We start from the raw sequence: 24,264 nt of genomic DNA, 5'->3' as shown, positions 1-24,264 counted from the left end.
CTGCTCTACGTGCTCGACCAGCGCCGACTGCTCCCCGAGGAAGGCCTCGAGGACGCCGCCGACCCCGCCGTCGACACCGAGGCCGGCTGAGCCGTGACCGACAGCCACGACCCAGCCGCCGACGAACCCGCTGCTGGCTGCAGATCGAATGGGGTTACGTCAGCCTCAGATGTTGCGGGGGTCGTGGCCGTAGGTATTGCGCTCCCCGATCCGGCCGTCCCTGTTGCAGATGAAGTGCTCGACCTTGCGCTGCCAGGCCATGTCGCGACCCTTGCCGGCGGCGGCGGCGTCGTCGTTCGTGTCGTGGATGTTCGCGGCTCGGCTGCTGCCCTCGACCTTGTTCTTCCACTGGCCGCCCTCGAAGTAGGTCTCGATGTCGCCCTTCATCGCTGCCTCTCCTTCCGTGCCGCGCGCACCACTGCGCCCGCTGCGAGGCCGACCAGCCGTCGCCCCGCGCTGGATCCACAACGACCACGCGACCAGGCAAAACAGGTGCGGGGCCCTTCTCGTTCTGTCCGGCTGTGTCCGAGCAGAAAACCGTTCCGTGCGTTCGTCCTCGACTCGGTCCTCCCCGAACTCGTGGTGGCCGGCGGCGTGCCCATCGCTGTGTTCGTCACCGATTCGTCCGCCAACAACTTCCCGGCGCTGCCCCTGCGCGACGAGAACCCTTGCGAAGCCCCGGCACAAAGAGCCGGAGAACGGAACCGCCTGAGTCAGCGGATGCGTTCGCCGGTCTGGGCGCAGGAGTAGCCGCCGAGCTTCTCGACGCGTGTTCGGAAGCCCGGGTCCGCGAGCAGTGTCCACAGGGGAGCCAGCAGGTCGTGCGACACGTCCGCGGCGCGCATCACGAGGTCGTAGGGTTCCTGCGCGACAGGCACGAAGTCGAGGCCGAAGGCGCGGGCCGCGGCGAGGATGCCCAGCCCGGTGTCGGCGCGGCCGGCGGAGACCGCGGCGGCGACGGCGAGGTGCGTGTGTTCCTCCCGGGCATAACCGGGGATGACGGCGGGATCGATGCCGCGGCGGCCCAGTTCGTGGTCGAGCAGGGCGCGGGTGCCGGCGCCGCGCTGGCGGTTGACGTAGCGCACGCCGGGACGCGTGAGGTCGTCGATGTCCTTGAGGCCCAGCGGGTTTCCGCGCGCCACGAGAAGGCCTTGGTCGCGGTGGACGAGCCGGATCACCGCGGCGTCCTCGCCGAGCAACCGCTCCACGTAGGGCAGGGTGTACTCGCCGGTGGCCGGGTCGAGCAGGTGTGAACCGGCGAGGTGGCAGAGCCCGTCGCGCAGGGCGACCAGGCCGCCGAGCGAGCCGACGTTGGAGGAAGCGAGCGTCACCAGCGGGTCGTTGGCGCGCAACGCCGAGGCCGCGAGGTCGAGGACGAGGTCGTGCGAGCCGATCGCGACGATGGTGCGGTCGATCTCGGCGAGCCCGCGCAGCAGTTCCACCCGGACCTCGGTGCCGGCGTGGTGTCCTTCGATACCGGCCGGGACGACGAGCAGCCCGTCCGCGCGGACGAGCGAGGTGAGCACACCGGCGCCGCGCGGGAGCGGGGTTGCGACGACGTGGTCGCGCACGCGGCCCAGGCGCACGCGCACCCAGTCGTCCATCCCGACCACCGATGGCAGTTTCCGGGCGAGCCGCGCGGTCGTCGAGGGCCGCTCGCGCGGTGCGGCGCCTTCGAGCTCGGCCAGCAGGGGCGCAGCGAAGATTTCGAAGGTGAGAGCCGCGGAGACGGGATAGCCGGGAACACCGAGAATCGGCGTGCCCTTCTCGCCCGTCACCGTCCCGAGCACCACGGGATGCCCGGGCCGCACCGCGACTCCGTGCACGGCAACGGTTCCGGCCTCGGCGACCACGCGGGCGGTGTAGTCGTCGCGGCCCGCGCTGGATCCCGCGATGAGCATGACCAGGTCGGCTTCGCGCGCGGCCGTGCGCACGGCGGCGGTGATGGCGGCCGGGTCGTCGGCGACGATGGCGGTGACCCGCGCGTCGCAGCCGGCCTCGCGGGCCTGCGCGGCCAGCATGACCGAGTTGGTGTCGGCGATCTCACCCGGCCGCAGCTCGGTCCCGATCGGCCGGATCTCGTCGCCGGTCGGGATGACCACCACGATCGGCGCCCGCCGCACCGACAGCACCGTCACGCCCGCGGCGGCACTGGCGGCGACGTCGACCGGGCGCAGCCGGTGACCCTCCGGCAACAGCAGCTCGGCGGCGCTGATGTCCTCGCCGATGGAGCGCACGTGCTGGTACGGCGGGACCGCCGTGCGCAGTTCGGCACCGTCGCGCGTGTGATGGACGTGCTCGCGCATGACCACCGCGTCGTACCCGGGCGGCAGCGGGTCGCCGGTGTCGACGACCTCGAAGTCCGTCACGACCACCGGCGTCGTCTCCGACGCCCCGACGGTGTCGGCCGCCCGCACGGCGATGCCGTCCATCCCGGCCGAGTCGAACGCCGGCGAGGACCGTTGCGCCCACACCGGTTCCGCGGTGACCCGGCCGACCGCGGCACCGACGGGGACCCGGATCGCCTCGACCCGGGCCGGGCACCCCGCGGCGGCCCGCGCCTCCCGCCAGGCGTCGTGGGCCTGGGCGGCGGGGACGTCGGAGATGAACGGGCTGTTCATGCGTACAGCGTGACATCGACGTCCAGGCCGCCGTCCAGCCCGGTCGCCGGCTCCGGAATGACCACGTACCCGTCCGCCCGGGTCAGCACCGACAGCAGGGCCGACGGCCCGAACAGCGGCTCGGCGACGCCGTCACGCACGCGCACCTGCACCACGTCGAGCCGCCCGGCGGCCGAGGCCAGATCTCGCGACAGCCGCGCCCGCGTCGACGGCCGGGCGGGCGGGGTCTCGCAGCCGCTGAGCCGCCACAGCAGGGGAATCCCGATCTGCCCGAACACCACCAGCGCGGACAGCGGGTTGCCCGGCAGGCCGATCACCGGAACCCCGGCGCACTCGGCCAGCAGCGTGGGCTTCCCCGGCTTGATCGCCAGCCCGTGACACCACACCTCGCCGACCGCGGCGACGGCGCCCGCCGTCTCGTCCCGGGCCCCGACCGACGACCCGGCCGACACGACCACCAGGTCCGCCCCGGGCAGGACCGAGGTCAGCTTGTCCTTCAACGCTCCGGGTTCGTCCGACACGATGCCGCCGAGCACGGGTTCACCACCGGCGTCGAGCACCAAGCCGGCCAACGCGGACGCCGTGGCATCACGCACCTGGCCCGCGCTCAGCGACGAGGTCTCCGGCGGAACCACTTCGTCACCCGTGGAGATGATCACGACCCGCGGCCGTGCGTGCACCGACACGGCCACCACGCCGGCGGCGGCCAGCAGGCCCAGATCCGGGGCACGCAACGGCCGGCCACCCGGGACGAGCGACCCGCCGGCGGCCACGTCGTCGTCGGCACGCACGAGCCCGCCGCCCGGCGCGACCGGCCGCGTGACCTCGATCGTGCCCGGCATGGTTTCGGCGGTGAACTCGACCATCACCACCGCGTCCGCCCCCTCGGGCAGCACCCCGCCGGTCGGCATCGCCACGCAGCCGCCCGGGCGCACGGACACCGTGGGCGCCGCACCCATCCGCACCGCGCCGAGCAGGTCGAGGTAGGACGGCAGGCCGTCGGAGGCGCCATAGGTGTCCGCCGCCCGGACCGCAAATCCGTCCACTGTGGACTTGACGAAGCCGGGCAAGGCGTGCGGCGACGGGATGTTCCCGGCCGGCACCCGGTGCAGTGCCGCCGGCAACGCGACCGTCTCGACCGCGGTGCGATGCGAAGGGCGGAACCCCGCGAGGGCCTCGGCGACGGTGCGGGTGGTGAAGAACTCGCGTCCGCTCACCGATCCGGCTGGTCCTTCGCGCCCTCAGGCTTCGGGTGTGGACGGGCCGCGGCGGCGCCCTTGGCCAAGCCCAGCACGGAGACCACGGGCCCGAGCGCGACCTGGCCGAGCCCGCAGATCGAGGTCTTGCGCATGGCCTCTTCCAGCTGCAGGACCTTCCCTCGCCCGGCGTCGTCCAGCTCGGCGCCCGAATCGAGCACGCCGCGCAGCAGCGTGTGCGCCTTGGTGGACCCGACTCGGCAGGGCACGCACTTGCCGCACGACTCGTTGCGGAAGAACCGCAGCACGTTCGTCGACGCGGCCAGCAGGTCGGTGCCCTCCGCCAGCACCACCAGCGCGCCGGAGCCGAGCATCGTCCCGGCTTCGGCCAGCGACGCGAAGTCCAGCCGCAGGTCGAGCCGGTCGGGACCGATGAAGTTGGACGACGCCCCACCCGGTTGCACCGCGCCCACGGCCGCGCCGTCGAGCACACCACCGGCGGTGTCGATCAGCTCCCGAACTGTGGTGCCCATCGGCACGCAGTAGACGCCCGGGGTGGTCACGTGCCCGGAAACGGCGAAGAACTTCCAGCCCGTCGACTCGCCGATGCCCTGCGCCTGCCACCAGTCCGCGCCCCGCTGCAGAATCACCGGCACGTCGGCGAAGGTCTCCACCGAGTTGATCAGCGTCGGGCGGCCGTGCAGGCCGTAGTTGCCCGGGAACGGGGGCTTGTTGCGGGGCTCGCCGCGGTGGCCCTCCATGCACTCGAGCAGCGCCGTCTCCTCGCCGAGGATGTAGCCGCCCGGGGAAACGAAGATGTCGAGGTCCAGCCGGCGCCCGCTGCCGCAGGCGTCCGGCCCGATCACTCCGGCCTCGCGCAGCGCATCGATCTCCTCGCGCAGCACGTGTTCCTCGGGGCCGTACTCGTGCCGGATGAACACCCAGCCCTGCTCGGCGCCGACCACCGCCATGCCCAGCAGCAGCCCTTCCAGCACCAGGTGCGGCTGCTCGGCGAGGATCTGCCGGTCCTTGAAGGTGCCCGGCTCGGACTCGTCGGCGTTGCAGATCGCGTACTTCACGGTGCCCGGCTGCGCGCCCGCGACCAGGCTCCACTTCTGCCCGGTCGGGAACCCGGCACCGCCCATGCCGCGCAGCCCGGAGTCTTTCAGCGTCGCCACCACGGACTCGGCACTGATCTCACCGGCCAGCAACGCGCGCAACGAGCGATAGCGGTCGCCCACACCGGAGCCGCCCGGGTACGGGTCGTTCGGCCACGGTTCCTCGCGCCGCGCCGCCGACGCGTGCCCGACGCCCCCAACCCGCGCGGCGGTGACCAAAGTGTCCACTTCGGACACCGGTGCCGGGTGCTCGTTCACCGCGACCGCGGGCGCGGCGTCGCAGCGGCCCAGGCACGAGACCTCGACCAGCTCGACGTCGGTGTCTTCGCCGTACTGCCGCTTGATCTCCGCGATCCGGTCCTCGCCCGAGCGCAGCCAGCACGACAGGTCGTGACAGACGCTGATCTGCACCTTTTTCGGCGGCGTGGTGCGGAAGTGCGGGTAGAACGAGATCAAGCCCTCGATCTCGTAAAGGGGCCGGCGCACATCGCGCGCCAGCTCCTCCAGCTCCTCGCGCGGCAGCCAGCCCAGCCGGGCCTGGATCGCGTTCAGCGCCGGGATCAGCGACGGGCCGGGGAACTTGCCCGCCCGCGCCTCGACACCGGGTACCCGCTCGGGAATCAAGGTCATTCCGCGACTCCCGCCGCCGTGACGGATTCCGTGTGCGCCGCGCCCAGTGCCTCGACCTGGATCGCGCAGAACTTGAACTCGGGGATCTTGCCGTACGGGTCGATCTCGTCGATGGTCAGCAGGTTCGCCGCCGCCTCCCGGAAGTGGAACGGGATGAAGCAGTTCCCGAGCTGTTCGCGGTGCGAGATCCGCACCTGCAGCTCGATCACCCCGCGCCGCGACCGCACACGGGCCCGTTCGCCGTGGGCCAGGCCGCGGTCGGCGGCGTCCTTCGGGTGCATGTACACCTCCGGAATCGGGGCGATCGAGTCCAGCGCGAACGAGCGCCGGGTCATCGACCCGGTGTGCCAGTGCTCCAGCAGCCGGCCGGTGTTGAGCACCAGCGGGTACTCCGCGTCCGGGAGTTCCTTGGCGGGCAGCCAGTGCGCGGCGACGAGGTGGGCCAGGCCGTCGTCGGTGTTGAACCGCTCGTCGAACAGCACCACGGTGCCGTCGGTGTGCTCCGGGTCGGCGTTAGGGTAGAGCTTGCCGGACAGGCCGAGGTTTTCGTGGCGCAGGTTCTTGTACGACGGCATCAGCGCGACCATCTCGTCGAAGATTTCGCTGGGCGCCGAATAGTTCCAGTCCAGGCCGATCCGCCGGGCGATGTCCTGCACGATCTCCCAGTCGACCCTCGCCTGCCCGGGCGGGTCCATGACCTTGCGGCCCAGCTGCACCCGCCGGTCGGTGTTGGTGTAGCTGCCGTCCTTCTCCAGGTAGGACGACGCGGGCAGGATCACGTCGGCGAACTCGGCGGTCTCGGTGAGGAAGATGTCCTGCACGACCAGGAAGTCCAGCGCGGCCAAGGCTTTGCGGACCTTGTTGATGTTCGGGTCGGACAGGAACGGGTTCTCCCCGAGCATGTACATCCCGCGCACGCCACCGGGTTTGAGCACGGAACCGATGATCTCGGTGACGGTCAGCCCGCGCTTCGGATCCAGCGCCGTGCCCCACGCCTGCTCGAACCGCTTCCGGGTGCCGTCGAGGTCCACGCCCTGGTAGTCCGGGTAGAACATCGGGATCAGGCCCGCGTCGGAGGCGCCCTGAACGTTGTTCTGGCCGCGCAACGGGTGCAGCCCGGCGCCGGGCCGCCCGACGTTGCCGGTGATCGAGCACAGCGCGATCAGGCAACGGGCGTTGTCGGTGCCGGTGGTGTGCTGGGAAATGCCCATGCCCCAGTAGATGACGCCCGCGCCCGCCTCGCCCCACTCGCGGGCGACCTCGCGGATCAGGTCCGCGTCCACGCCGGTGATCTGCGCGGCGCGCTCCGGCGGGTACTCGGCGACCGTGCGCGCGAGCTCGTCGTAGCCGGACACCCGCTCGGCGATGAACTCGCGGTCGATCAGGCCGAGGCGGATCACCTCGTACATGATCGAGTTGTAGAACGCGACGTCGGTGCCGGGCTTGACCTGGCAGTAGTAGTCGGCGTGCTCGGCCACCGTGCTGGCGCGCGGGTCCACGTACACGATCTTGGTGCCGCGGCGGCGGGCCTGCTTGAAGAACGAGCTGGCGACCGGGTGGTTCGCCGTCGGGTTGGACCCGGTGATGATCACGATGTCCGCGTTGGCCACGTCGCCGTAGGTTGTGGACACCGCGCCCGAGCCGACGCCCTCGAACAGCGCCGCGACCGACGACGCGTGACACAGCCGCGTGCAGTGGTCGACGTTGTTCGTGCCGAACCCGGCCCGGATCAGCTTCTGGAAGAGGTAGGCCTCCTCGTTGGAGCACTTCGCCGAGCCGAACCCGGCGATCGCGCCCGGCCCGCCGGTCGCGTGGATCTCCTTCAGCCGCCGCGCGATCAGGTCGAGCGCCTCGTCCCAGGTCGCCTCGCGGAAGTGCGGCATGACCTCGTCGTAGTCGACGAGCCCGCCCGGCTTGCGCCGGCCGTCGCGACCGCGCTTCTGGCTCCGGCCGCCACCACTGCGGTTTCCACCGCCGCCGCCGCGCCCGCGGTCGTTCTCGGCGTCGCCCCGCACGTCCGCGGACAGCGGGCCCTTCGGGTACGACGAGTCGATGCGGATGAGCGGTGTGGTGAGCCGCTGTGGTGAGGCGGCGTAGTCCCAGCCGTAGCGGCCCTTCACGCACAGCCGGCTCTTCGATCCTGGCTGGTCCCGGCCTTCGGCGAAAGAGATCGCCTCACGGTCGCGGTCGACGTAGTAGGTCAGCGCGCAGCCGACCCCGCAGTAGGGGCAGACGCTGTCGACGGCGTCGAGCTGCTCGCGGGGCTGGATCGGGATGAGGTTGATCGCCTTGTTGGTCAGCGCACCGGTCGGGCAGGCCTGGACGCACTCACCGCAGGTGACGCACGAGCTGGAGCCCATGGGGTCGTCGAGGTCGAAGGCGATCTTCGTCGAGTAGCCCTTGCCGGAGCGGCCGATCACGTCGTTGCCCTGGATGTCGTCGCAGGCCCGCACGCACCGGTCGCAGAGGATGCAGGCGTCGTGGTCGACGCTGATGACCGGGTTGGACAGGTCCGTGCCGCGCCCGGATCCGCAGGGCAGGTCGGTGGTTTCCTTGGCGACGTCGAAGCGGTCGGCCAGCTCCAGCAACAGGTTGTCCCCGGTCGTGGTCTGTTTGGGGTCCTCGGCGCGATCCGGCTGGTCCGACAGCAGCAGCTCGGTCAGCGTCGCGCGGTTGCGTTCGAGCTCGGGCGTGCTGGTCTTGACTTCCATGCCGTCCTCGCACGGGCGCACGCACGCGGCGGCGAAGACGCGGCCACCGGTGTCGACCACACACATCCGGCAGACGCCGACGGGGTCGTAGCGTTCGTTGTGGCACAGCACGGGAATGTCCACGCCGGCCTGCTGCGCCGCGTTGTAGATGGTGGTTCCTTCGGGCACCGTCACGGAGTGGCCGTCGATCGTCGTGGTCACCGTGCGCACCGCCGTGGCGGGCTCGTCGACTGTCGTCATCACTGACCTCCGTCGCAGGCGAGCGGATGCTGCATACAACATACCCTCGTTAGTCAGGCGTCGAGGAGAAGATCGGGAAAGTCGCTCGCGCGCACCCGTCCTTCCTCATCGAGCCCACGGGCAACGTAATAACTGTCGACCATGGCCTGCAACCGCTGAGCGGTCAACGTCGCGGAGCGGCCGGAAGGCAGTTCCAGCGGCGTTTCCAGCAGGCGGGGCGGCAGGGTGTCGTCCTTCGCGGTTGCCCCTTCGCGCTGGTTGAACGCCCGTTTCGCGCGCACGATCCGCGCGGCCGTGGTACGCAACTCGGCTGAGTCCACCGGCCACCCCGTGACCAGGGACAACAGCGTGGCCCACTCGCTGAACGGGTCCTCGAACACCCCGCGCAGGAACTTGCACAGGATCATCGAGTCCATCACCGCGGCCCGGTCCTCCGTGCCGATCGCCGCGCCGACGTGGGCCGCGCCGCCGCGGAACCGGTTCACCTCGCCCGAAAGGTCGGCTTCGTAGGCGCCGGACCGGTTGTGGTCGGCGCCGCGCGCGTTCACCGCCAGGCCCAGCGCCATCGACTGCAGGCTGCGGGGCTCGTAACCCGGCAGCTCCAGGCCCTTCACCTGCGGTGCGAAGCCGATCGAGTCGTGCCCGACGATCCCGGACGCGCGCCGGGATCCCTGGGCCAGAAGCTCGCCCAGCCCTTCCTCACGGGTACCGATCGCGTCGAGTGCCCGCAGCAGGGCGGCGCCGTCGCCGAACTTCAGCCACGGTTCGTCGATCAGGCCGCGCTCGACGCATTCCATGGCCCACGCGATGGTGCCGCCGGCCGAGATCGTGTCCAGGCCCAGCTCGTCGCACTTCGCGCTGGCGGCGAACACGTCGTCGGGATCGGAGACCCCGCACAGCGGGCCGAGGGCGAACACGTTCTCGTACTCCATCCGCTGGCTGCCGCCGCCCTTGCGGGAGTAGATGTGCTCGCACCCGATCGAGCAGGACGCGCAGCTGTTGCGGGCCACCCCGCGCAGCTCGTGCAGCTCCTCGGCGGCCAGCCTCGGCGCACCGTCGAACGTGGCCGAGGTGAAGTTGCGGGTCGGCAGCGTGCTGACCGCGTTGAACGCCAGCAGGTTCGCCAGCGTGCCCAGTTCCCGGTACTTCGCCGTCGCGGGGCCGAAACTGCGCCGCCGCAGATCCTTCGCCGCGGCCAGCACCCCGGCCTGGTCCGCCACCGCCACCTTGGTCGCCGACCGCACGAGGACCGCCTTGATGTTCTTGGCCCCCAGCACCGCGCCGAGCCCTCCTCGTCCGGCATGGCGGCCGTCGTGGCTGATCGTCGCGTAGCGGACCTGACGCTCCCCGGCCGGCCCGATCGCCGCCGTGCGCCAGCCGCGCCCGAACCGCTGCCGGGCCCGCGTTTCGGCGTCGGCCGCGGACAACCCGGCCAGCTCCGGCGCCGGTTCGAGCCGCGCACCGGCACCGTCGACGAGCAGCACCGACAACCGCGCCGCGCGGCCCCGGATGACAATTGCGTCGTGCCCGGTCAGCTTCCCGGCGATCGCGAACTGGCTCGACGCCAGCGCGTCGGTCAACAAGCCGGTCAAGGGGGACTTGGCGACCACGGCGAACTTCGCGCTGGTGGTGAGCGGCGTGCCCACGAGAGACGAGAACACGAACGCCAACGGCGCTTCCGGCGCCAGCGGATCCACCCGCGGCGGCGCGAACCGGTGCAGCAGCCACGTACCCAGCCCGACACCGCCGAGGTACGCGCGCAGCACCCGCTCGTCCAGCTCGCACGTCTCGCCGGTCGCCGTGTCGTCGCCGACGTTGACGACCAGTGCCCGTCCGAAAAAGCCTCCCGGCGCCATGCTTTGACTGTAGGCCCGTTCGAGCGGTTGTGGCGCGGTCAGCCGCCGGCGTCCGCCGACAGGAACGCCACCGAATCGCCCGTCACGAGTGGCATCCACGGATCCCGCGTGACCTGCTCCCCGTTCACCGCGGCGACCACGTGCCGGTCCAGCGCCAGCCCGGCCAGCTCGGCCGCCGCACCCAGCGTCGCCGCCCGGCCCGTGCGCGGCCGATGCCCGTCCCTGCCCGCCAGCGCCCCGAACCGCTCGACCGTCACCTCCGGCGCCGGGCGACCGCGCACCTCGGCGTAGTCCTCCGGCGTGTTCACGTTGACCGCCGACTCCAGCTCCGGATCGAGCCGCGCCAAGTTGCGGTCGTCGAGCAGCTGCGTGTCGTCGAGCTGGATGACGTCGCAGTGCTTGAGCAACATCCCCGGCCGCAGGTTCCCCTCTCCGATCAGCCCGGTGATCAGCCCGGCCAGCGACGTCCGGTACCCGGCAGCCAGCGGCTGCCGGAATCCCCGAGCGAACGGCATGACCATGTCCGCGCCCGTCTCCGCCAGCCCGCGCAGCACCCGCCGCACCCACGCGGGATGCAGCAACGGCAGGTCCGTCGAGCACACGAACGCGACCTCGGCCCGCTCCGCCACCGCTGCCAGCCCCGCCGCCACACCCTGCATCGGCCCGAGGCCCTCGACCGGATCCTCGACCACCGCGACCCCGGCCGGCAGACCGGGCAGCTCCTGCCCGGCCGCCGCGACGACCACCACCGGGCCGTCGATCGCCCGGCCCAGCACCGCGCACGTCCGGTACAGCAATGTCGAGCCGTGCCACTCCAAGCCCGCCTTGGGCCGACCCATCCGGGATGAACGCCCTCCCGCCAGGACCACACCCGCCTCGCTCTGCATCTGACGGAGGATAGCCGCGAGTCACGGACAGTGGCGAGTAAACAACGGCCCGGCTGCGAGCGCGGCTCACGCCGGCTGTCGAGTCACGAGTCGCCCAGGCGGGCCGACCTCGGCTGCCGCACACGGTGAGCATCACGGCGGTCCAGCGCTCCCGCCGCCACCGGCCGTCGCGAGCGGGTGCCGGTTTCCACGATCCGCCGCCGGCGCACCACGGCGACGTCATGGGCGATCTGGCCGACGACGGCGCGGCCGTGGGAGATGAAACCGGACGCGACACCGGTGCCGGTTTGGAGTCGAGCGCCACCTTCGTGAGCAGCGCTTCGGGCGTCACCGGTTCCTCCACTGTGGATAGTGGGGGCGGTGTCCTCGTCAAGGCCCCGGCATGACCGGCCATGTTAGATCCCTCCCGGCCGACGCGCCCGAGTAAGCCGTCGGCACTCGGCAGGCGGGTCACCAGGTATTCGCCACCGCTTCCGCAGTGTATGGGTGCCGATCGGAAACTCACCCGAGCAGGTGCCCATCCGGAAGCCGCGCGGGGCCGAATGACCGGTATGGCCACCACCGAAGCCCCCGCCGCGCCGAGCACCGCGCCCCCACGGAGGGGCGGCGTCTTGTGGCGGCGGTTTTCTCGGGGTTGCAGGCGCCGCCGCGGCCGGTCTGAGGTGGAGCGAGCCTGGCGGGCGGGCTTTCCGGTCGGCGGGTGCAGTTCCGTCGTCAGACTGAAGCGTCGAAGAGCGATTTGCCGAGGGTATTCGCCACGGGACCGGTCGGCGCCGGGAAATACGAAGTAGTAGGGGCCTCGAAGGGTGTTCCAGGTCTGCGCCGCCGACGCTCGACGAGCCTGAGTCGCGTTGCAGGAAATGGTCAAGACTGCGCCGCGAGCAAGCGCTTTCTCCAGGGGTTCGAGCACGCCGCTCGCCTCCGAGGCGCCGGTTCCGTCTCTGTCCACATCGAACGGACGGGAGAAGCCGGCGGGCGTCAGCGCACGCATGTTGGTGTACCCCGCGGTCAACGTCGGCGTGATGCTGGAATCACGCAACCGGCGAGGACGACGTCGGCGGCACACGAGGCGACGAGCCTGGCCCCGCGGCGATGGCGTCGGTGGCGGCCGCGCAGGCGGTGGAGATGGTGCTCGCGCTGTAGCGCACGCTCGGCGCCGCGGCACCCGCGTGGGGGATCACCATCGGCACGAGGTGAGGGGAAATCTTGCGGTCGCCCAGCCGGGCCAGGACCTCGGCCGGCGTCTCCAGCGTGGTCAACCCGGCGGTGGCCGTGCCGAGGACGACGGCCGCGTGGTCGGGATCGGCGCCGGCCGGGCCCGGCACGGAATCCTCGAGCAGCCCTGCGGCGGCCAGGGCTTCGTCGGCGGCCGCGACGGCCATCTGCGTCGTGATGTCGGTCGTGCGCGCCACTGTGGACAGCCACGACCGCGGGTCGAACCCCGTCAGGCGCCGGATGGCCTGCTGGGCCTCGGCGCCGAGGGGGCGTTTCCCCAGGCGTGGTCACGACAGCGATGGCAACCGGGCGCTCCGAATGCCCTTCACGCCACGTTTTCCCGCGGGGCAACCGGAGGTCATCGCCGAACCCGTCGAAGCCGTTTCAGGGCACCGGCGTGACAGTCACCTCAAGGCCGGGATGATCTCCTTCGCGATCACGTCCGCGTGCCGGGCCTGGTCGTACAGCGGGGTGAACAGGATGAGCTCGGCGCCGGCGTCGATGACCTCGCGGACGGCGCGGACGCAGTCGTCCGGGGTGCCGGCGATCGCGGCGGCTTCGATGGCGGGCGGGAGGCCGCCGTAGAGCCCGGTGAGCTCGGCGTTGACGCGTTCCCGGGCGCGTGCGGCGTCGGCGTCGACCGCGAGGTAGACGCGTTTGGCGATCTCGAAGTCCGGGCGATCGCCTTGCGCCCGGACGAACCGCACCTGCTCGGCGAAGTCGGCAGTCGGGGTCGAGCCCGCGCCGAAGAACCCCGTGCCCAGGTCGAGGGCGCGCCTCAGCGCCTTCGGCCCGCTGCCGCCAAACCACAGCGGCGGGTGCGGCTTCTGGAACGAGCGCGGTGTGATCGTCGCGCCGGACAGCTGCCAGAACTCGCCGTCGTGGTCGACGCTGTCCTGTGTCCACAGCTGTTTGAGGAGCTCGACGCCTTCGGTGAACCGGGCCAGGTAGCGCTCGGGCCGCATGCCGAACGCCGGGAACGGCCGGTTCTTGCCGCCGGAGCCGACGCCGACCTCGAGCCGGCCCCGCGACAGCTGGTCGAGGCTGCTGGTGCTCTTCGCCAGCTGCGCGGGGATGTGCAGCGTGGACACGAACACCGTGCAGCCCAGCCGGAGGGTGTCGGTGCACGCGGCGGCGAAGGTCATCGCCTCCATCGGGCTCAGCTGCGGGCGCCTGCCGAACACGGCCTCCTGCGTCCACGCGCTGTGGAAGCCCGCCTCCTGCGCGTGCACCAGGTAGTCCCGGAACGCACCGGGATCGAACGAGCCGTCGGAGTAGTACTGCGGAATCGCGATCGCGTACCTCATGATCACCGATCCTACGGCCACCGAGCGCCTCAGGTGCCCGAACGCAGCGTCTCCACCGGTTCCATGCGCGCGGCCCGCATCGCCGGGTACAGTCCGGCGAGCAGCCCGACCAACGCGCCCGTCGCCGGCGCGCCCGCGGCGAGGGACAGGTCCGGCACCGGGGTCCAGCCGTTCACCGCGGAGACGACCACCGTGGCGATGATCCCCGCGCTGCTGCCGAGCAGGCCGCCGAACAGCCCACGGTCACCGATTCCACGAGGAACTGCGCCGCGATGTGCCGGCGGCGCGCGAGGGGCGGAGCCCGATCTCGCCAACGCGTTCCAGCAAGCTCACCAGGGTGACATTGGCGATGCCGATCGCGCCGACCACCAGCGAGACCGGCCCGAGCACCACGAACAGCCCGTTGATGTCGTGCTCGACGCCGCCGCGCAGGCTCGCCGGGTCCGGCGACGCCAGGACCTGCAGCGAGTCGTGCCCGCTGGCGCTCAACGCGATCGGCGCCTGGCGGGCGATCAGGCTCGCCGCGCCGAGGTCCGTGCGGATGAGGACCTTCGTCGGCGCGCCGGCCGCCAGCCGGTCGGCCGTCGTGGTGTGCGGGAGCACGACGGAGGTGTCCAGCGCGCGGTCCAGGTCCAGGCCGACGTCGCCGAGGATGCCGATCACGGTGAACGCGCGGTCGTCGACGAACGCCGCGGGCTGGTCGTCCACCCGCGTGATGCACCAGACGACCTGTCCGCGAAGTACGGCGAGCACGTGCGGCTCAGTTCCAGTACACCTGGCGCCCGGGCCTCGGCACCGACCGCGCCGGCAACCTCCTCTACGTCGGCGGCACCGGCCTCACCCTGCGCACTCTCGCCGACGCCATGGTCCAAGCCTGCATCCGGCAGGCAGGGAGCTCGACATCCACTCCCCGATGGTCATCTTCACCTGCGACCGCCCCGACGCGCCGGACAAGCTCCTGCCGACGATGCCCGGCAACCTCACCCGCTACCCGCAGGCCGGCCAGCGTGACTTCTTCGCCGCGTCGCTCCGGTTCCGGCCGCCGACGGCACCGTGAACTACGACACCAGTGTAGATTCAGGCCATGCGCAGGGGACCTGGTGAGCTCGAAGCCGAGGTGCTGGCCGTGCTCTGGCAGCACGGGGCGGCGTCCGCGGCGGACGTGCGGCAACGGCTCGGCGACGACACGCTCGCCTACACCACCGTGGTGACGATCCTGTCCCGGCTCTACGACAAGGACGTCGTCACGCGGGAGAAGCGGGGCCGCATGTTCGTCTACAGCCCGGCGGAAGACGCCCCGGGACTGGCGGCGCGGCGGATGCGCGCGGTGCTCGACGGAGAGGCCAACCGCGAGAGCGTGCTGGCCCGGTTCGTGTCGAACCTGTCGGCCGACGACGAGCAGGCGCTGCTCAACCTCCTTCAGCACGACCGAAAAGGCGAGTGAGACCGTGGGCGCCGGCCTGCTCGTTCCGCTCGTCCTCCCGGTGGCGTCGTGGCCGGTGGCCCGCTGGCTCGCGCCGCGGTTGTCCCCGCGGGGCGCGACGCGGCTGCTGACGTTCCTGGCGCTGGTGTTCGCGGCGGGCAGCGTCGGGGCTTTGGCCGTGGGCGCGCTCGCCGGGCTGTCGCTGGTGCCCGTCGTCGCCGAGCTGGGTGACTTCACTCCCGCGACGTTCACCGCCGACGTGCCGATCCCGGTGGCGATCGTCTGCTGCGCATTGCTGATCGCCGCGGCGCTCGCGGCCGCGCACGCGTGCCAACTCCACTGGCGTTGGTACCGGCGGGTGCACGCGGAGCTGGACGAGCATTCCCGCGAAGGCGGCGTAGTGGTCCTGCCGGGAGCGGAGCCCGTGGCGTTCGCCATCGCCGGGCGCGGCGGCCGCATCGCCGTGTCCACCGGGATGCTCGCCGCGCTCGAACCCGGCGAGCGGGCCGCTCTCCTGCAGCACGAGCGGGCGCACCTGCGGTTGCGTCATCCGAGTTATGCCGCGGCCGGCGTTCTCGCCACGGCGGTGAACCCGCTCGTTCGCCCGCTGACGGCGGCGGCCCGGTTCGCGATGGAACGCTGGGCCGACGAAGCCGCCGCGTCCGGCGTCGGCGACCGGCGCGTGGTCGCGACGGCGGTGGCCAAGGCCGCGCTGGCGGACCGCGGGCACGGCTCGTACGCGCTCGCCGCGGGCGGCGGCCCGGTGCCGCAGCGGGTGCGCGCGCTGCTCGACGCCCCCGCGTCACCGCCGCGCCTGCGCGTGGTGCTGACCTGGCTGGCCGTCGCCGTGGTGCTCGGCTGTTGCGGCTGGTCCGCCGGCGCCGGCGCGCACGCCGCGATCGCGCTGCACGCCGACATCGAGGCCGCCCAGCTGGCCTCGTGCGTTTCCGGCTCCGTGGTCGCACCGCGGCCCCACCGCGAGGCCGCGATCCGCGCGGCCGGCCGGGACCGCCGGGAGTGCGCCGAGCGCTGAGCGCCACGAACCGACGGTCGAGGAAGCGACGTCGGAGTCGTGCAACAGGATCGTGCCACCGGGGCGAAGTCCCGTGTGGACTGTCGCGGCCACCGACGCCGGGGTCGCACGGGCGGGCCCAGTCGAACCCCCAGGTCGTCCACAGCACGGGCCGCAGGTCCAGCTTCCGCGCGGTGACCAGGGAGCTCGTCGAAACACCTCCATAGGGCGCGGCCGGGCGCCGGTGAGTCGGTGATCAGCTCGGCCGTGCGCGCGAGGTCGTCGTGAAGTCCTGAGGGCAACGGCGCAGGAACCAGCGGTGGTCCCAGCCGTGCACTGCGGCCTCGTGCCGGGCGGCGACGATCTCGCGCCCGAGCTCCGGGCAACGGGCGAGCTCACGGCCGAGCACGAAAAACGTCGCCCGCGTCCCCGCTTTCGCCGGCAGCGCGAGGAAACGCGGCGTCGAGCGAGGATACGGCCCGTCGTCTAACGTGAGCGCGACGTGGCCGGGGTCGCCCACTCCCGCCAGCGCGGCGGTGCGCAGGGCCGGCAAGAACAACGCAGCCGGAGCGGCGTGGCCGGCGATGCCGCCCAGAGCAGCCGCGCGGATCACCCGGCCACACCGACCGGCAGGGACGGCAGGGGCTGCAGGGGGGCACGGGGGCACCGGTCAGCGCGGCACGCAACGCCGGGCCGGGCGCGTCCGGGGTCCGGCGTCCGGGGTCCGACCCTCGGCACCCCGCTCTCCTGGTCCAGCACGGCGTTGGCGCGGCCGCGGCCGGGCAGGAAGCGGTAGGTCGGGGCAGCCCGTCGCAAGGGCTTCGGCAGCCGTGAGCCCGCCCGCGGGCTGGATCACGACGTCGCACGCGCGCATCAGGTCGGCCATCGTGTCCACCCACCCGAACGCGTGCCGGAGGCCGGCGCTCCGCGGGCGGTCGCGCAACGCGTCGTTGCGGCCGCAGACGAACACGGGCTCGGCCGAGCCGTCGGCGCGCAGATGGGCCACCGTCCGCTCGACTTCGCCGACGCCCCAGGACCCGCCATGACCAGGGCCAGCGCGCGATCCGCGGGCAGGCCGTGCGCGAACCTTTGCCGCGTCCGCTCTGCCGCGCCGGCGACCGGCCGGAGCGCGGGCGCGACCGGTGGCGGCGCGACCAGCACGCAGCCCGCGCCCCAGTCGCGCCTGCCGTGCCGCCGTCTCGTTGGGTGCCACGGTCAGGTCGGCCCGCGCTCACGCACAGCCGGTGCACCGAGGGATCCGTCAGATACCCCACCAGGCCCGCCGGTTCCGCGCTTTTGACCCCGCGCCGGCCCGGCGCGGGCTCAGGCCGACAGCACGCCCGAGGCCAGCGCGGCCAGCAGCGCGACCCCCACGACGACCCGGTAGATCACGAACGCAGTGAACGTGTGCGCCGCGACGAACTTCAGCAGCCAGGCGATCGAGGCGTAGGCCACGACGAACGACACGACCGTCCCGACCAGGAGCGGCAGCACGTCGAGGCCGCCGCCGAGGGCGTCTTTCAGCTCGTAGAGGCCGGCGCCGGTCAGTGCCGGGATCGACAGGAAGAACGACAACCGCGTGGCGGCGACCCGGTCCAGGCCGCGCAGGAGCCCAGTCGAGATCGTGGCGCCGGAACGGGAGAACCCGGGGAACAGCAGCGCGAGGATCTGCGACGAGCCGACCAGCATCGCGTCGGCGAACGTCGACTCGGCCTCACCGCGTTTGCCAGTCCCGAACCGGTCCGCCGCCCACATGATCGCGCTTCCGGCGATGAGCGAGATCGCGACCACCCACAACGACGCGAGCGGTCCCTTCACCAGCGACTGGAACAACAACCCCGCGACCACGATCGGGATCGTGGCGAGGATGACCCACCACGCGAACTTGTAGTCGTGCTCCCGGCGCGCCTCCGTGTTGACCAGCCCGCGGCCCCACGCCGCCGTGAACCGCACGATGTCGCGGAAGAAATACACCAACACCGCGGCGATGGCACCGACCTGGATCACCGCGGTGAACCCCACCACCGACGGGTCGTCGACCGGAATGCCGAGCAGCCCCTCGGCGATCTTCAGGTGGCCCGTGGAGGACACGGGCAGGAATTCGGTCAGGCCTTCCACGATCCCGAGGATCACGGACTGGCCGAGGTCGATCGCGCTCACTTCACTTTTCCTTTGCCATGCAACGAGAACATCAGGACCCGCCGCCGCGGCTCTGCTTGCTGCTCCGGAGAACTTCGAGCGCCAGCGGGATCAGCGAAACGATCACCACGAGCGCGATGATCGGCAGCAGGTACTGGTCGATCCCCGGGATGCTCGCCCCGAGAAGGTACCCGGCGACCGTGACGCCGACCGACCACAACAGCCCGCCGAGGGCCTGCCACAGCGTGAACGTCCGCGCGGGCACGTCGAGAACGCCCGCGAGCGGATTGAGCACCGTGCGCACGACCGGGATGAACCGGGCGAGGACGATCGCCCTCGCGTGACCGTAACGCGTGAACAGCTCCTCGGCCCTCCTCATCCCGCGATGCAGGTGCGCGTTACCCGTGCGCGCCAAGAGCGCCCGGCCCCCGCGGCGGCCGAGCACGAACCCGGCCTGCGCACCCAGCAGGGCCCCGGCGACCGCGGCCACCAGCACCAGCGGCAGCGACAGGTGGACGGCCGCCGTGGCGCTGGTGGTGCAGAACAGCCCGGCCGTGAACAGCAACGAGTCACCGGGCAGGAAGAACCCGATCAGCAGGCCGGTTTCGGCGAACAGGACGAGGAACACCCCCGCCGTGCCGAGGCTCGAGAGCCACGACGTGGCGCTCAACGGATTCATGCAGCCGACCGCCTTCCCCGGGAGCCCAGATCTTCGACAACGATGTAGTATTTCTACACCACTGTCGTTTCAACGGCGATCAGCCCCCATCCCGGAGTGAGGCTCGGCCTGCGCGCCCGGCTGCGGCCGCTGAGGCGCTCAGTCGAGATGGCTGAGTCCCGGCGGCCACAGCTGCGCCCAGGTGCCATGGGGTTGGCGGCACAGGTAGATCGCCGCGTGGTTCGTGGTTTCTTCGTTCGCGACGCCGCCCGGGGTGGTGATGGGCGCGATCTCGCGAACGTCGGACCAGAAGCGGCGCAGGTAGTCCGGGCCCCGCTCCCCCACGCACAGCACGGAGTCCGGGGTGCCCGCGGGCGGGCCCCACAGGAGGTAACCGTTGTGCGCACTGGAAACCGGCAGACGCAGGCCCGCGTCAGGTCCGAGGAGCGTCAGGGCGCCGGCTTCGCCGTAGTTGCTGGTGAAGACGCTGGAGCCGCGCGGCAGGGTGTCGGCGACGGCTGTGACCTGACGGACGAAATCGGGCCAGCCGTAGGTCTCCACCAGCTGCGGGTTGACCGAGGCGAACACACGTTCCGCGCTCACCGGCAACACGGGCAGTCCGATCAGCACCGCGAACACCCCCGAGAGCGCGATCGCGATCCGCCATCGTCGCGGGGTGGCCGCGTACCGGGTTTCGGCCCACACCCCGCCGGCGGCGAACAGGCCGATCAAGGCCGGCGCCGCGTAGTAGCTCTTGCCGCCGCCCGCGGTGAAGACGACCACGGCGGTCACCGCGACGACGAGCACCCACCGGTGATCACGGTTCCCGGCCAGCCACCGCACCCCGAAGATCCACATGGCGATCAGCGGCGGGCCGGCGAGTACCAGCAGCAGCAGCGGCACGTTCGACAGGGCCCCGAGCGGCCCGCCCTGCTCGGCCGAGAGCACGCCGGCCATGCGGAACTGCGCCCAGCTGTGCTGCGCGTTCCACACCACGTTGGGCGCGACCAGCACCGCGGCCAGCGCACCGGCCAGCCACGGCCCGGGGGCCCGCAGCACAGTGCGCCGGAAGAGGGCCAACCCGACGACAACACCGAGCAGCAGCACCCCGACGGTGTACTTGTTCTCCAGCCCGACCCCGGCCACCGCGCCGGCCACGAGCCACGCGCGGACGGTGCCCGACCGCAGCGCCCTCGCCACCGTGACGAACACCGCGGCCCAGGCCAGCTGGTCCGTCACCGTGGTACCGAACAACATCGAGCCTGCGACGAACACGGGACACGCCGCGATCGCCGCGGCCGTGATGGTCTGGGCACGAGCGCGGCCGCCGAACTCCGCCGCGAGCTTGGCGGCCAGCAGGACGCAGCCCAGCTGCGCGGCGATCGCGAGCACCCGCAGGGGCAGGACACCACCCGGCAGGTCGGCGGCCAGCCGCGCCAGCAACGGCGTCAGCGGCGGCTGGTCGGGGTAGCCCCAGGCGAGGTGCCGGCCGGAGACCACGTAGTAGAACTCGTCGCGGTGCCAGCCGAAGCGGGCCGCCACCGCCAGGTGCACAACTCCGGCCACCACGACCACCGCCAGCACCGGGCGCCACGCCAGCCGCTCGGCTCGGGCGGGCGGCCTGTCGGTTTCGAGCTTTCCCGTGTCATGCATGGCTTCTCGCCTTCCGGTCAGGACGGGGACGGGGCACGAACGCGGCCGGCACGAGGTGGCCGACCGTGGCACGGCAGGCGTGGACGGGCGATTTGTCCCTCGCGGACTTTCCTTTGCCGCGAAGGACATCTCGACCTTCACGTCAGGGCGAGGGACGGGGTACGAACGCGGCCAGCACCAGATGGCGGACCGTGGCCCGGCAGGCGTCGTCGTCGAGGCGGGCGGAGTCGGGGTCGCCGAGGCGGTGCCAGGCGAACCACGCGATGGTCTCGACGATGAAGCGCGCCGCGGCCGGCACGTCGGGGACGGCGCTCAGCGCGCCGGAGCGGATCCGCCGGGTGAGGTAGTCGGCGAGGGTGTCGAGCATGCCGCGGCGCCGTTGCACGAAGTAGTACTGCGCGAGCTCAGGGAGGTCGGCCGCGCATCGTTCGACGAGCGCGAGCAGGGGACGGTTGCGTTCGATGAAGCCGTAGAGCTCGTCGACGATCCCGCCGAGCTCGTCGGCAACGGGTCGCTGCCGCCGGCCGGCGGACGCGGCCAGCGCGGGCAGGCCGCTGCCGTCAGTGGCCCAGCCGTCGATCAGCGCGACGATCTCCTCCGGCGTCGGCGTGGGCACCGGGGTGGCCAGCGTGTCCAGCGCGTCCGGTCGGATCAGGCGCAGCAAAGCCAGGTACAGCAACGCTTCCTTGCTCTTGGCGTAGTTGTAGACCGCGCCGTGGCTCAGCCCGAGGGCCGCGGACACGTCGGACACCCCGGCCGCCTGGTAGCCCTTGGCCATGAACACCCGGGCCGCCGCCTCGGCGATCTCCCCCACCGGCCGCGCCGGCACTCTCCCTCGCACGGGCCCAGTATTAATTGACTGACCGAGTCAGTCAATAGTCGGCGCATTACAATGGTACGAGAACGGAGGGAGCCGTCACGTGACGACGAAAAGCCCGGTGGCGCTGGTGACCGGCGCGGCCGGGGGCATCGGCGGCGCCGTGTGCCGCGCATTGGCCGGGCAGGGGCACCGCGTCGTGGTGCACGATTTCGGCAAACCCGAGGCGGGCGACGCGCTCGTCGCGGAGCTTCCGGACGCCGTGTACGTGGACGGCGACATCTCCGACCCCGGGGTGGCTCCGGAGCTGGTGGCCGCGGCCGTCGAGCGGTGGGGCCGGCTCGACGTGGTCGTGAACAACGCCGGCATCGCGCGGCAGATCCCGCACCGGGACCTCGACGCCGTGCCGGACGAATGGTGGGACCAGGTCCTCGGCGTCAACCTGCTCGGTCCCTGGCACCTCTCGCGCGCCGCCGCGCCCGCGTTGCGAGCCACCCGCGGCACGATCGTCAACGTGGCGTCGGTGGCCGGGCTCACCGTGAGCGGCAGCTCGATCCCGTACGCGGTCAGCAAAGCCGGCCTGATCCACCTGACCAAGCTGCTCGCGGTCGCGCTGGCGCCCGAGATCCGCGTCAACGCGATCGCCCCCGGCTACATCGACACCCCGCTCACCCACGACTGGACGGACCTGCGCGACACCGTCGGCGAGCGGGCGCCGCTGGGCCGGCTGGGCGCGCCCGAAGACGCGGCGGCCGCCGTGCTGAGCCTGCTGAACAGCCCGTACACGACCGGCGCCGTACTGACCGTCGACGGTGGCCTGAACCTGGCCTGACGGCTCAGCCGAGCCAGGTGATCAGCTCGTCCAGCGGCAGCTTCCGGCGCTTTCCAGCACTGCCGCTCGGCGGCGCGTCGGGGTCTTCGGCCGAGTAACCCGAGCGTGAGAACACCCGTCAGCGCCACGTCTTCGGCGAACCCGGTGAGCGCGTGGACGGCCTCGAACTGGGAGCGCTCACCGGGGCCGAAGAACCCCGTCGCGAGACCCTCATCGGTGGCGGCGAGCTGCAGCAGGGACAGCAGCGCGCCGCTGTCGAACCACCAGTACGGAACGGTCCACTCGCCTTCCGCACCTTCCTCGTCGGTTTTGTCGGATTCCTGGTAGCGCTCGTGGTACGACGCCTCGCGGATCCCGACGGCGATGAGCACGGGCGCCTCCGAGATCCACGCCGGAAGGCCGAGGTCGAGATACGGCTGCTCGGCGATCTCGGCAATGCGGGCGCGGACGTCGGGCGCGGTGATCACCGCGAGCCGGTGCCCCTGGCTGAAACCGGCACTCGGCGCGCGGCGAACCACCCGCACCACGCGGCGCTGGACGTCTTCGGGTACGGGGTCGGGCCGGTAGGCCCGGACCATCCGCCGGTGGCGCAGAACCTCGGAGAACTCCATGTGATCAGCATGGCGCAAGATCCACCGTGCCCGCTGGGGTTTCGCGAACAGTCGAACGTGATACTCCAGCCGCGAAAACTAGTGCCGCTTGGCGAACCACACGGCAAGTGGGAAATTTTTCTCCGCAACCGGTTTCATGCCGAATCGACATCCGCACAAGTGGATTTTGCTTGCACTGAGCCAAGATCTACTCACCGACTGACACCGATTTGACATGACACACCGTCGCACGATCACTACGCCGCCAGTTGATCTGTGTCGCTTCCCACGGACTCTGTACACATGTCGTTGCTTGTTCTTAACCTGCTCGTGCTTTCGCGGTGACCTGCGATCCACCCCCGAGGATCAGCGGCCGGAAGCCACCGCGAGACTCCGGCAGACGCGGCCCTCCCCTGGCCGCGGAGCCCGGCGCGCGGTGTGAAAACGAAGGAGCCCACCCCCGTGGGGCGACACAGCAAACCCAGCCACACCAAAACCGTCCTGAAACGCACCGGCGCGACCGCGGCTCTCGCGAGCGCCGCGCTCGGCGGCATCGGCCTCGTCGGCGCCGGCACGGCCAACGCCTTCCCCGGGCAGGCCGGACTGGTCAAGTGCGAGAGCTCCGGCAACCCGACCGCGGTCAACAACACCGCGGCCGGCCAGCGCGCCGGACGCCCGGCCGGTCTGTTCCAGATCGTGACCAAGACCTGGCTCGCCAACGGTGGCGGCCAGTTCGCCCCGACCGCGGACAAGGCGTCCCCCGCCCAGCAGCAGGTCGTCGCGGACCGGATCTACGCCAGGTCGGGTTCGGCGCCGTGGGAGTGCAAAACGGGCTCCGGCCCGGCCGGCTTCGGCTCGTTCTCGGGCCAGCTGAGCACCGGGTCCGCCAACAGCGGCGCCGCCACCGGCCACAGCAAGGCCAAGGCGGCCAAGCCCGAGGCGAAGACCAAGCTCAAGGCCAAGGCGAAGCCGCAGGTCAAGCAGCAGGTCAAGCCGCAGGTCAAGCCACAGGTCAAGAGCACGCCCGCGGCCGGTGCGACGCGGTCGAACCCCAACGGCGACTACACCGTCGTCGCGGGCGACACCCTGTCGGGCATCGCCGCGCGCACCGGCGTCGCCGGTGGCTGGCAGCACCTGCAGCAGCTGAACTCGGCGTACGTCCCCGATGCCGACCTGATCCTGGTCGGACAGAAGATCGCCACGAAGTGACCCTCGTCCGCGTCCGCGCCGCTTTCCCCCGGGCGCCGCGGACGCGGACGGCGAGCCACCGCGGATCCCCCGCCGCGGTGCGCTCGGGCACCTTCGGCGAGTTCGCGGCGGAAGGCGCGCGGGGTTGGCGGGCTCTCGTTGTGGGAACAC

General features: G+C 71.8%; 22 protein-coding genes and 1 pseudogene. 6 read left to right on the top strand and 17 right to left on the bottom strand.

Annotation, left to right across the window (positions count from 1 at the left end; genetic code table 11):
• Positions 1–165 precede the first annotated feature (165 nt).
• The 7 genes from AB0M56_RS36470 to AB0M56_RS36440 all read right to left on the bottom strand — a co-directional run bounded on the left by AB0M56_RS36470 (position 166) and on the right by AB0M56_RS36440 (position 11,259).
• Complete coding sequence (locus AB0M56_RS36470) at positions 166–387, bottom strand: DUF2188 domain-containing protein (RefSeq protein ID WP_364184862.1); 222 nt, start codon at positions 385–387, stop codon at positions 166–168.
• Between the two features lie 326 nt (positions 388–713).
• The gene (locus tag AB0M56_RS36465) at positions 714–2,621 is read right to left on the bottom strand and encodes a molybdopterin biosynthesis protein (RefSeq protein ID WP_364184860.1); all 1,908 of its coding nucleotides are present in this window, start codon (positions 2,619–2,621) and stop codon (positions 714–716) included.
• Entirely contained in the window at positions 2,618–3,838 is a 1,221-nt protein-coding gene (locus AB0M56_RS36460) for a molybdenum cofactor synthesis domain-containing protein (protein ID WP_364184858.1), read from the bottom strand. The genes AB0M56_RS36465 and AB0M56_RS36460 overlap by 4 nt, the downstream gene beginning before the upstream one ends.
• Entirely contained in the window at positions 3,835–5,565 is a 1,731-nt protein-coding gene (locus AB0M56_RS36455; RefSeq protein ID WP_364184856.1) for an NAD(P)H-dependent oxidoreductase subunit E, read from the bottom strand. Before AB0M56_RS36455 ends, AB0M56_RS36460 begins: the two co-directional genes overlap by 4 nt.
• The gene (fdhF, locus tag AB0M56_RS36450; RefSeq protein ID WP_364184854.1) at positions 5,562–8,516 is read right to left on the bottom strand and encodes a formate dehydrogenase subunit alpha; all 2,955 of its coding nucleotides are present in this window, start codon (positions 8,514–8,516) and stop codon (positions 5,562–5,564) included. Before fdhF ends, AB0M56_RS36455 begins: the two co-directional genes overlap by 4 nt.
• A 53-nt stretch (positions 8,517–8,569) precedes the next feature.
• Entirely contained in the window at positions 8,570–10,372 is a 1,803-nt protein-coding gene (locus AB0M56_RS36445; protein ID WP_364184852.1) for an aldehyde ferredoxin oxidoreductase C-terminal domain-containing protein, read from the bottom strand.
• Positions 10,373–10,410: 38 nt separating this feature from the next.
• Entirely contained in the window at positions 10,411–11,259 is an 849-nt protein-coding gene (locus tag AB0M56_RS36440; protein WP_364184851.1) for an NTP transferase domain-containing protein, read from the bottom strand.
• A gap of 125 nt (positions 11,260–11,384) precedes the next feature.
• Between AB0M56_RS36440 and AB0M56_RS36435 the strand changes: the two genes are divergently transcribed.
• A complete protein-coding gene (locus AB0M56_RS36435) occupies positions 11,385–11,645 on the top strand; it encodes a hypothetical protein (protein WP_364184849.1) in 261 nt (86 codons plus the stop codon).
• 645 nt (positions 11,646–12,290) lie between these two features.
• Here AB0M56_RS36435 and AB0M56_RS36430 read toward each other — a convergent pair.
• From AB0M56_RS36430 to AB0M56_RS36415, 4 genes are all read right to left on the bottom strand, one after another.
• On the bottom strand, positions 12,291–12,707 hold the full coding sequence (locus AB0M56_RS36430) for a beta-ketoacyl synthase N-terminal-like domain-containing protein (protein ID WP_364184869.1): 417 nt from the start codon (positions 12,705–12,707) through the stop codon (positions 12,291–12,293).
• Positions 12,708–12,878: 171 nt separating this feature from the next.
• Positions 12,879–13,781, bottom strand: a complete 903-nt coding sequence (locus AB0M56_RS36425; RefSeq protein WP_364184847.1) for an LLM class flavin-dependent oxidoreductase — start codon at positions 13,779–13,781, stop codon at positions 12,879–12,881.
• A gap of 29 nt (positions 13,782–13,810) precedes the next feature.
• On the bottom strand, positions 13,811–13,972 hold the full coding sequence (locus AB0M56_RS36420) for a hypothetical protein (protein WP_364184845.1): 162 nt from the start codon (positions 13,970–13,972) through the stop codon (positions 13,811–13,813).
• A gap of 52 nt (positions 13,973–14,024) precedes the next feature.
• Complete coding sequence (locus AB0M56_RS36415; protein ID WP_364184843.1) at positions 14,025–14,534, bottom strand: hypothetical protein; 510 nt, start codon at positions 14,532–14,534, stop codon at positions 14,025–14,027.
• Between the two features lie 160 nt (positions 14,535–14,694).
• On the opposite strand from AB0M56_RS36415, the gene AB0M56_RS36410 reads away from it, so the two are divergent.
• Genes AB0M56_RS36410 through AB0M56_RS36400 form a run of 3 tightly spaced genes read left to right on the top strand, consistent with a single transcriptional unit; the run spans position 14,695 to position 16,237 of the window.
• The gene (locus AB0M56_RS36410) at positions 14,695–14,838 is read left to right on the top strand and encodes a hypothetical protein (protein ID WP_364184841.1); all 144 of its coding nucleotides are present in this window, start codon (positions 14,695–14,697) and stop codon (positions 14,836–14,838) included.
• Positions 14,839–14,865: 27 nt separating this feature from the next.
• The gene (locus tag AB0M56_RS36405; RefSeq protein ID WP_364184839.1) at positions 14,866–15,225 is read left to right on the top strand and encodes a BlaI/MecI/CopY family transcriptional regulator; all 360 of its coding nucleotides are present in this window, start codon (positions 14,866–14,868) and stop codon (positions 15,223–15,225) included.
• A 4-nt stretch (positions 15,226–15,229) separates the two neighbouring features.
• Complete coding sequence (locus AB0M56_RS36400) at positions 15,230–16,237, top strand: M56 family metallopeptidase (RefSeq protein WP_364184837.1); 1,008 nt, start codon at positions 15,230–15,232, stop codon at positions 16,235–16,237.
• A 235-nt stretch (positions 16,238–16,472) separates the two neighbouring features.
• Here the strand turns inward: AB0M56_RS36400 and AB0M56_RS36395 are convergent, their stop codons facing one another.
• From AB0M56_RS36395 to AB0M56_RS36375, 5 genes are all read right to left on the bottom strand, one after another.
• Complete coding sequence (locus AB0M56_RS36395; RefSeq protein WP_364184835.1) at positions 16,473–16,829, bottom strand: polysaccharide deacetylase family protein; 357 nt, start codon at positions 16,827–16,829, stop codon at positions 16,473–16,475.
• 710 nt (positions 16,830–17,539) lie between these two features.
• Positions 17,540–18,376 (bottom strand): undecaprenyl-diphosphate phosphatase, encoded by an 837-nt coding sequence (locus AB0M56_RS36390; protein WP_364184833.1) that lies wholly within the window; start codon positions 18,374–18,376, stop codon positions 17,540–17,542.
• A 31-nt stretch (positions 18,377–18,407) separates the two neighbouring features.
• A complete protein-coding gene (locus AB0M56_RS36385; protein WP_364184831.1) occupies positions 18,408–19,034 on the bottom strand; it encodes a DedA family protein in 627 nt (208 codons plus the stop codon).
• A 138-nt stretch (positions 19,035–19,172) separates the two neighbouring features.
• Positions 19,173–20,666 carry a glycosyltransferase family 39 protein gene (locus AB0M56_RS36380; protein WP_364184829.1) on the bottom strand — a complete coding sequence of 498 codons (1,494 nt, stop codon included), beginning with the start codon at positions 20,664–20,666 and terminating at the stop codon, positions 19,173–19,175.
• A 142-nt stretch (positions 20,667–20,808) separates the two neighbouring features.
• Positions 20,809–21,507 (bottom strand): helix-turn-helix domain-containing protein, encoded by a 699-nt coding sequence (locus AB0M56_RS36375; RefSeq protein WP_364184828.1) that lies wholly within the window; start codon positions 21,505–21,507, stop codon positions 20,809–20,811.
• 79 nt (positions 21,508–21,586) lie between these two features.
• On the opposite strand from AB0M56_RS36375, the gene AB0M56_RS36370 reads away from it, so the two are divergent.
• Entirely contained in the window at positions 21,587–22,315 is a 729-nt protein-coding gene (locus AB0M56_RS36370; protein ID WP_364184826.1) for an SDR family oxidoreductase, read from the top strand.
• Positions 22,316–22,473: 158 nt separating this feature from the next.
• Here the strand turns inward: AB0M56_RS36370 and AB0M56_RS36365 are convergent.
• Positions 22,474–22,893, bottom strand: a pseudogene (locus AB0M56_RS36365) (nitroreductase family protein); the annotation flags it as partial.
• A gap of 474 nt (positions 22,894–23,367) precedes the next feature.
• Here AB0M56_RS36365 and AB0M56_RS36360 point away from each other — a divergent pair.
• A complete protein-coding gene (locus AB0M56_RS36360; protein ID WP_364184824.1) occupies positions 23,368–24,114 on the top strand; it encodes a transglycosylase family protein in 747 nt (248 codons plus the stop codon).
• Positions 24,115–24,264: the final 150 nt, after the last annotated feature.

The sequence above is a fragment of the Amycolatopsis sp. NPDC051372 genome (assembly GCF_040682095.1).
GTDB lineage: Bacteria > Actinomycetota > Actinomycetes > Mycobacteriales > Pseudonocardiaceae > Amycolatopsis.
Note: the sequence above shows the minus strand (reverse complement) of the source record. Positions and strands in the feature narration are given on the sequence as shown.

Bases quoted from the DNA above. Each gene is read 5' to 3' on its own strand.
- fdhF (WP_364184854.1), bottom strand. From the start codon at position 8,516: ATGACGACAGTCGACGAGCCCGCCACGGCGGTGCGCACGGTGACCACG.
- AB0M56_RS36385 (WP_364184831.1), bottom strand. From the start codon at position 19,034: ATGAATCCGTTGAGCGCCACGTCGTGGCTCTCGAGCCTCGGCACGGCG.
- AB0M56_RS36455 (WP_364184856.1), bottom strand. From the start codon at position 5,565: ATGACCTTGATTCCCGAGCGGGTACCCGGTGTCGAGGCGCGGGCGGGC.
- AB0M56_RS36445 (WP_364184852.1), bottom strand. From the start codon at position 10,372: ATGGCGCCGGGAGGCTTTTTCGGACGGGCACTGGTCGTCAACGTCGGC.
- AB0M56_RS36425 (WP_364184847.1), bottom strand. From the start codon at position 13,781: ATGAGGTACGCGATCGCGATTCCGCAGTACTACTCCGACGGCTCGTTC.
- AB0M56_RS36470 (WP_364184862.1), bottom strand. From the start codon at position 387: ATGAAGGGCGACATCGAGACCTACTTCGAGGGCGGCCAGTGGAAGAAC.
- AB0M56_RS36440 (WP_364184851.1), bottom strand. From the start codon at position 11,259: ATGCAGAGCGAGGCGGGTGTGGTCCTGGCGGGAGGGCGTTCATCCCGG.
- AB0M56_RS36380 (WP_364184829.1), bottom strand. From the start codon at position 20,666: ATGCATGACACGGGAAAGCTCGAAACCGACAGGCCGCCCGCCCGAGCC.
- AB0M56_RS36465 (WP_364184860.1), bottom strand. From the start codon at position 2,621: ATGAACAGCCCGTTCATCTCCGACGTCCCCGCCGCCCAGGCCCACGAC.
- AB0M56_RS36405 (WP_364184839.1), top strand. From the start codon at position 14,866: ATGCGCAGGGGACCTGGTGAGCTCGAAGCCGAGGTGCTGGCCGTGCTC.
- AB0M56_RS36410 (WP_364184841.1), top strand. From the start codon at position 14,695: ATGGTCATCTTCACCTGCGACCGCCCCGACGCGCCGGACAAGCTCCTG.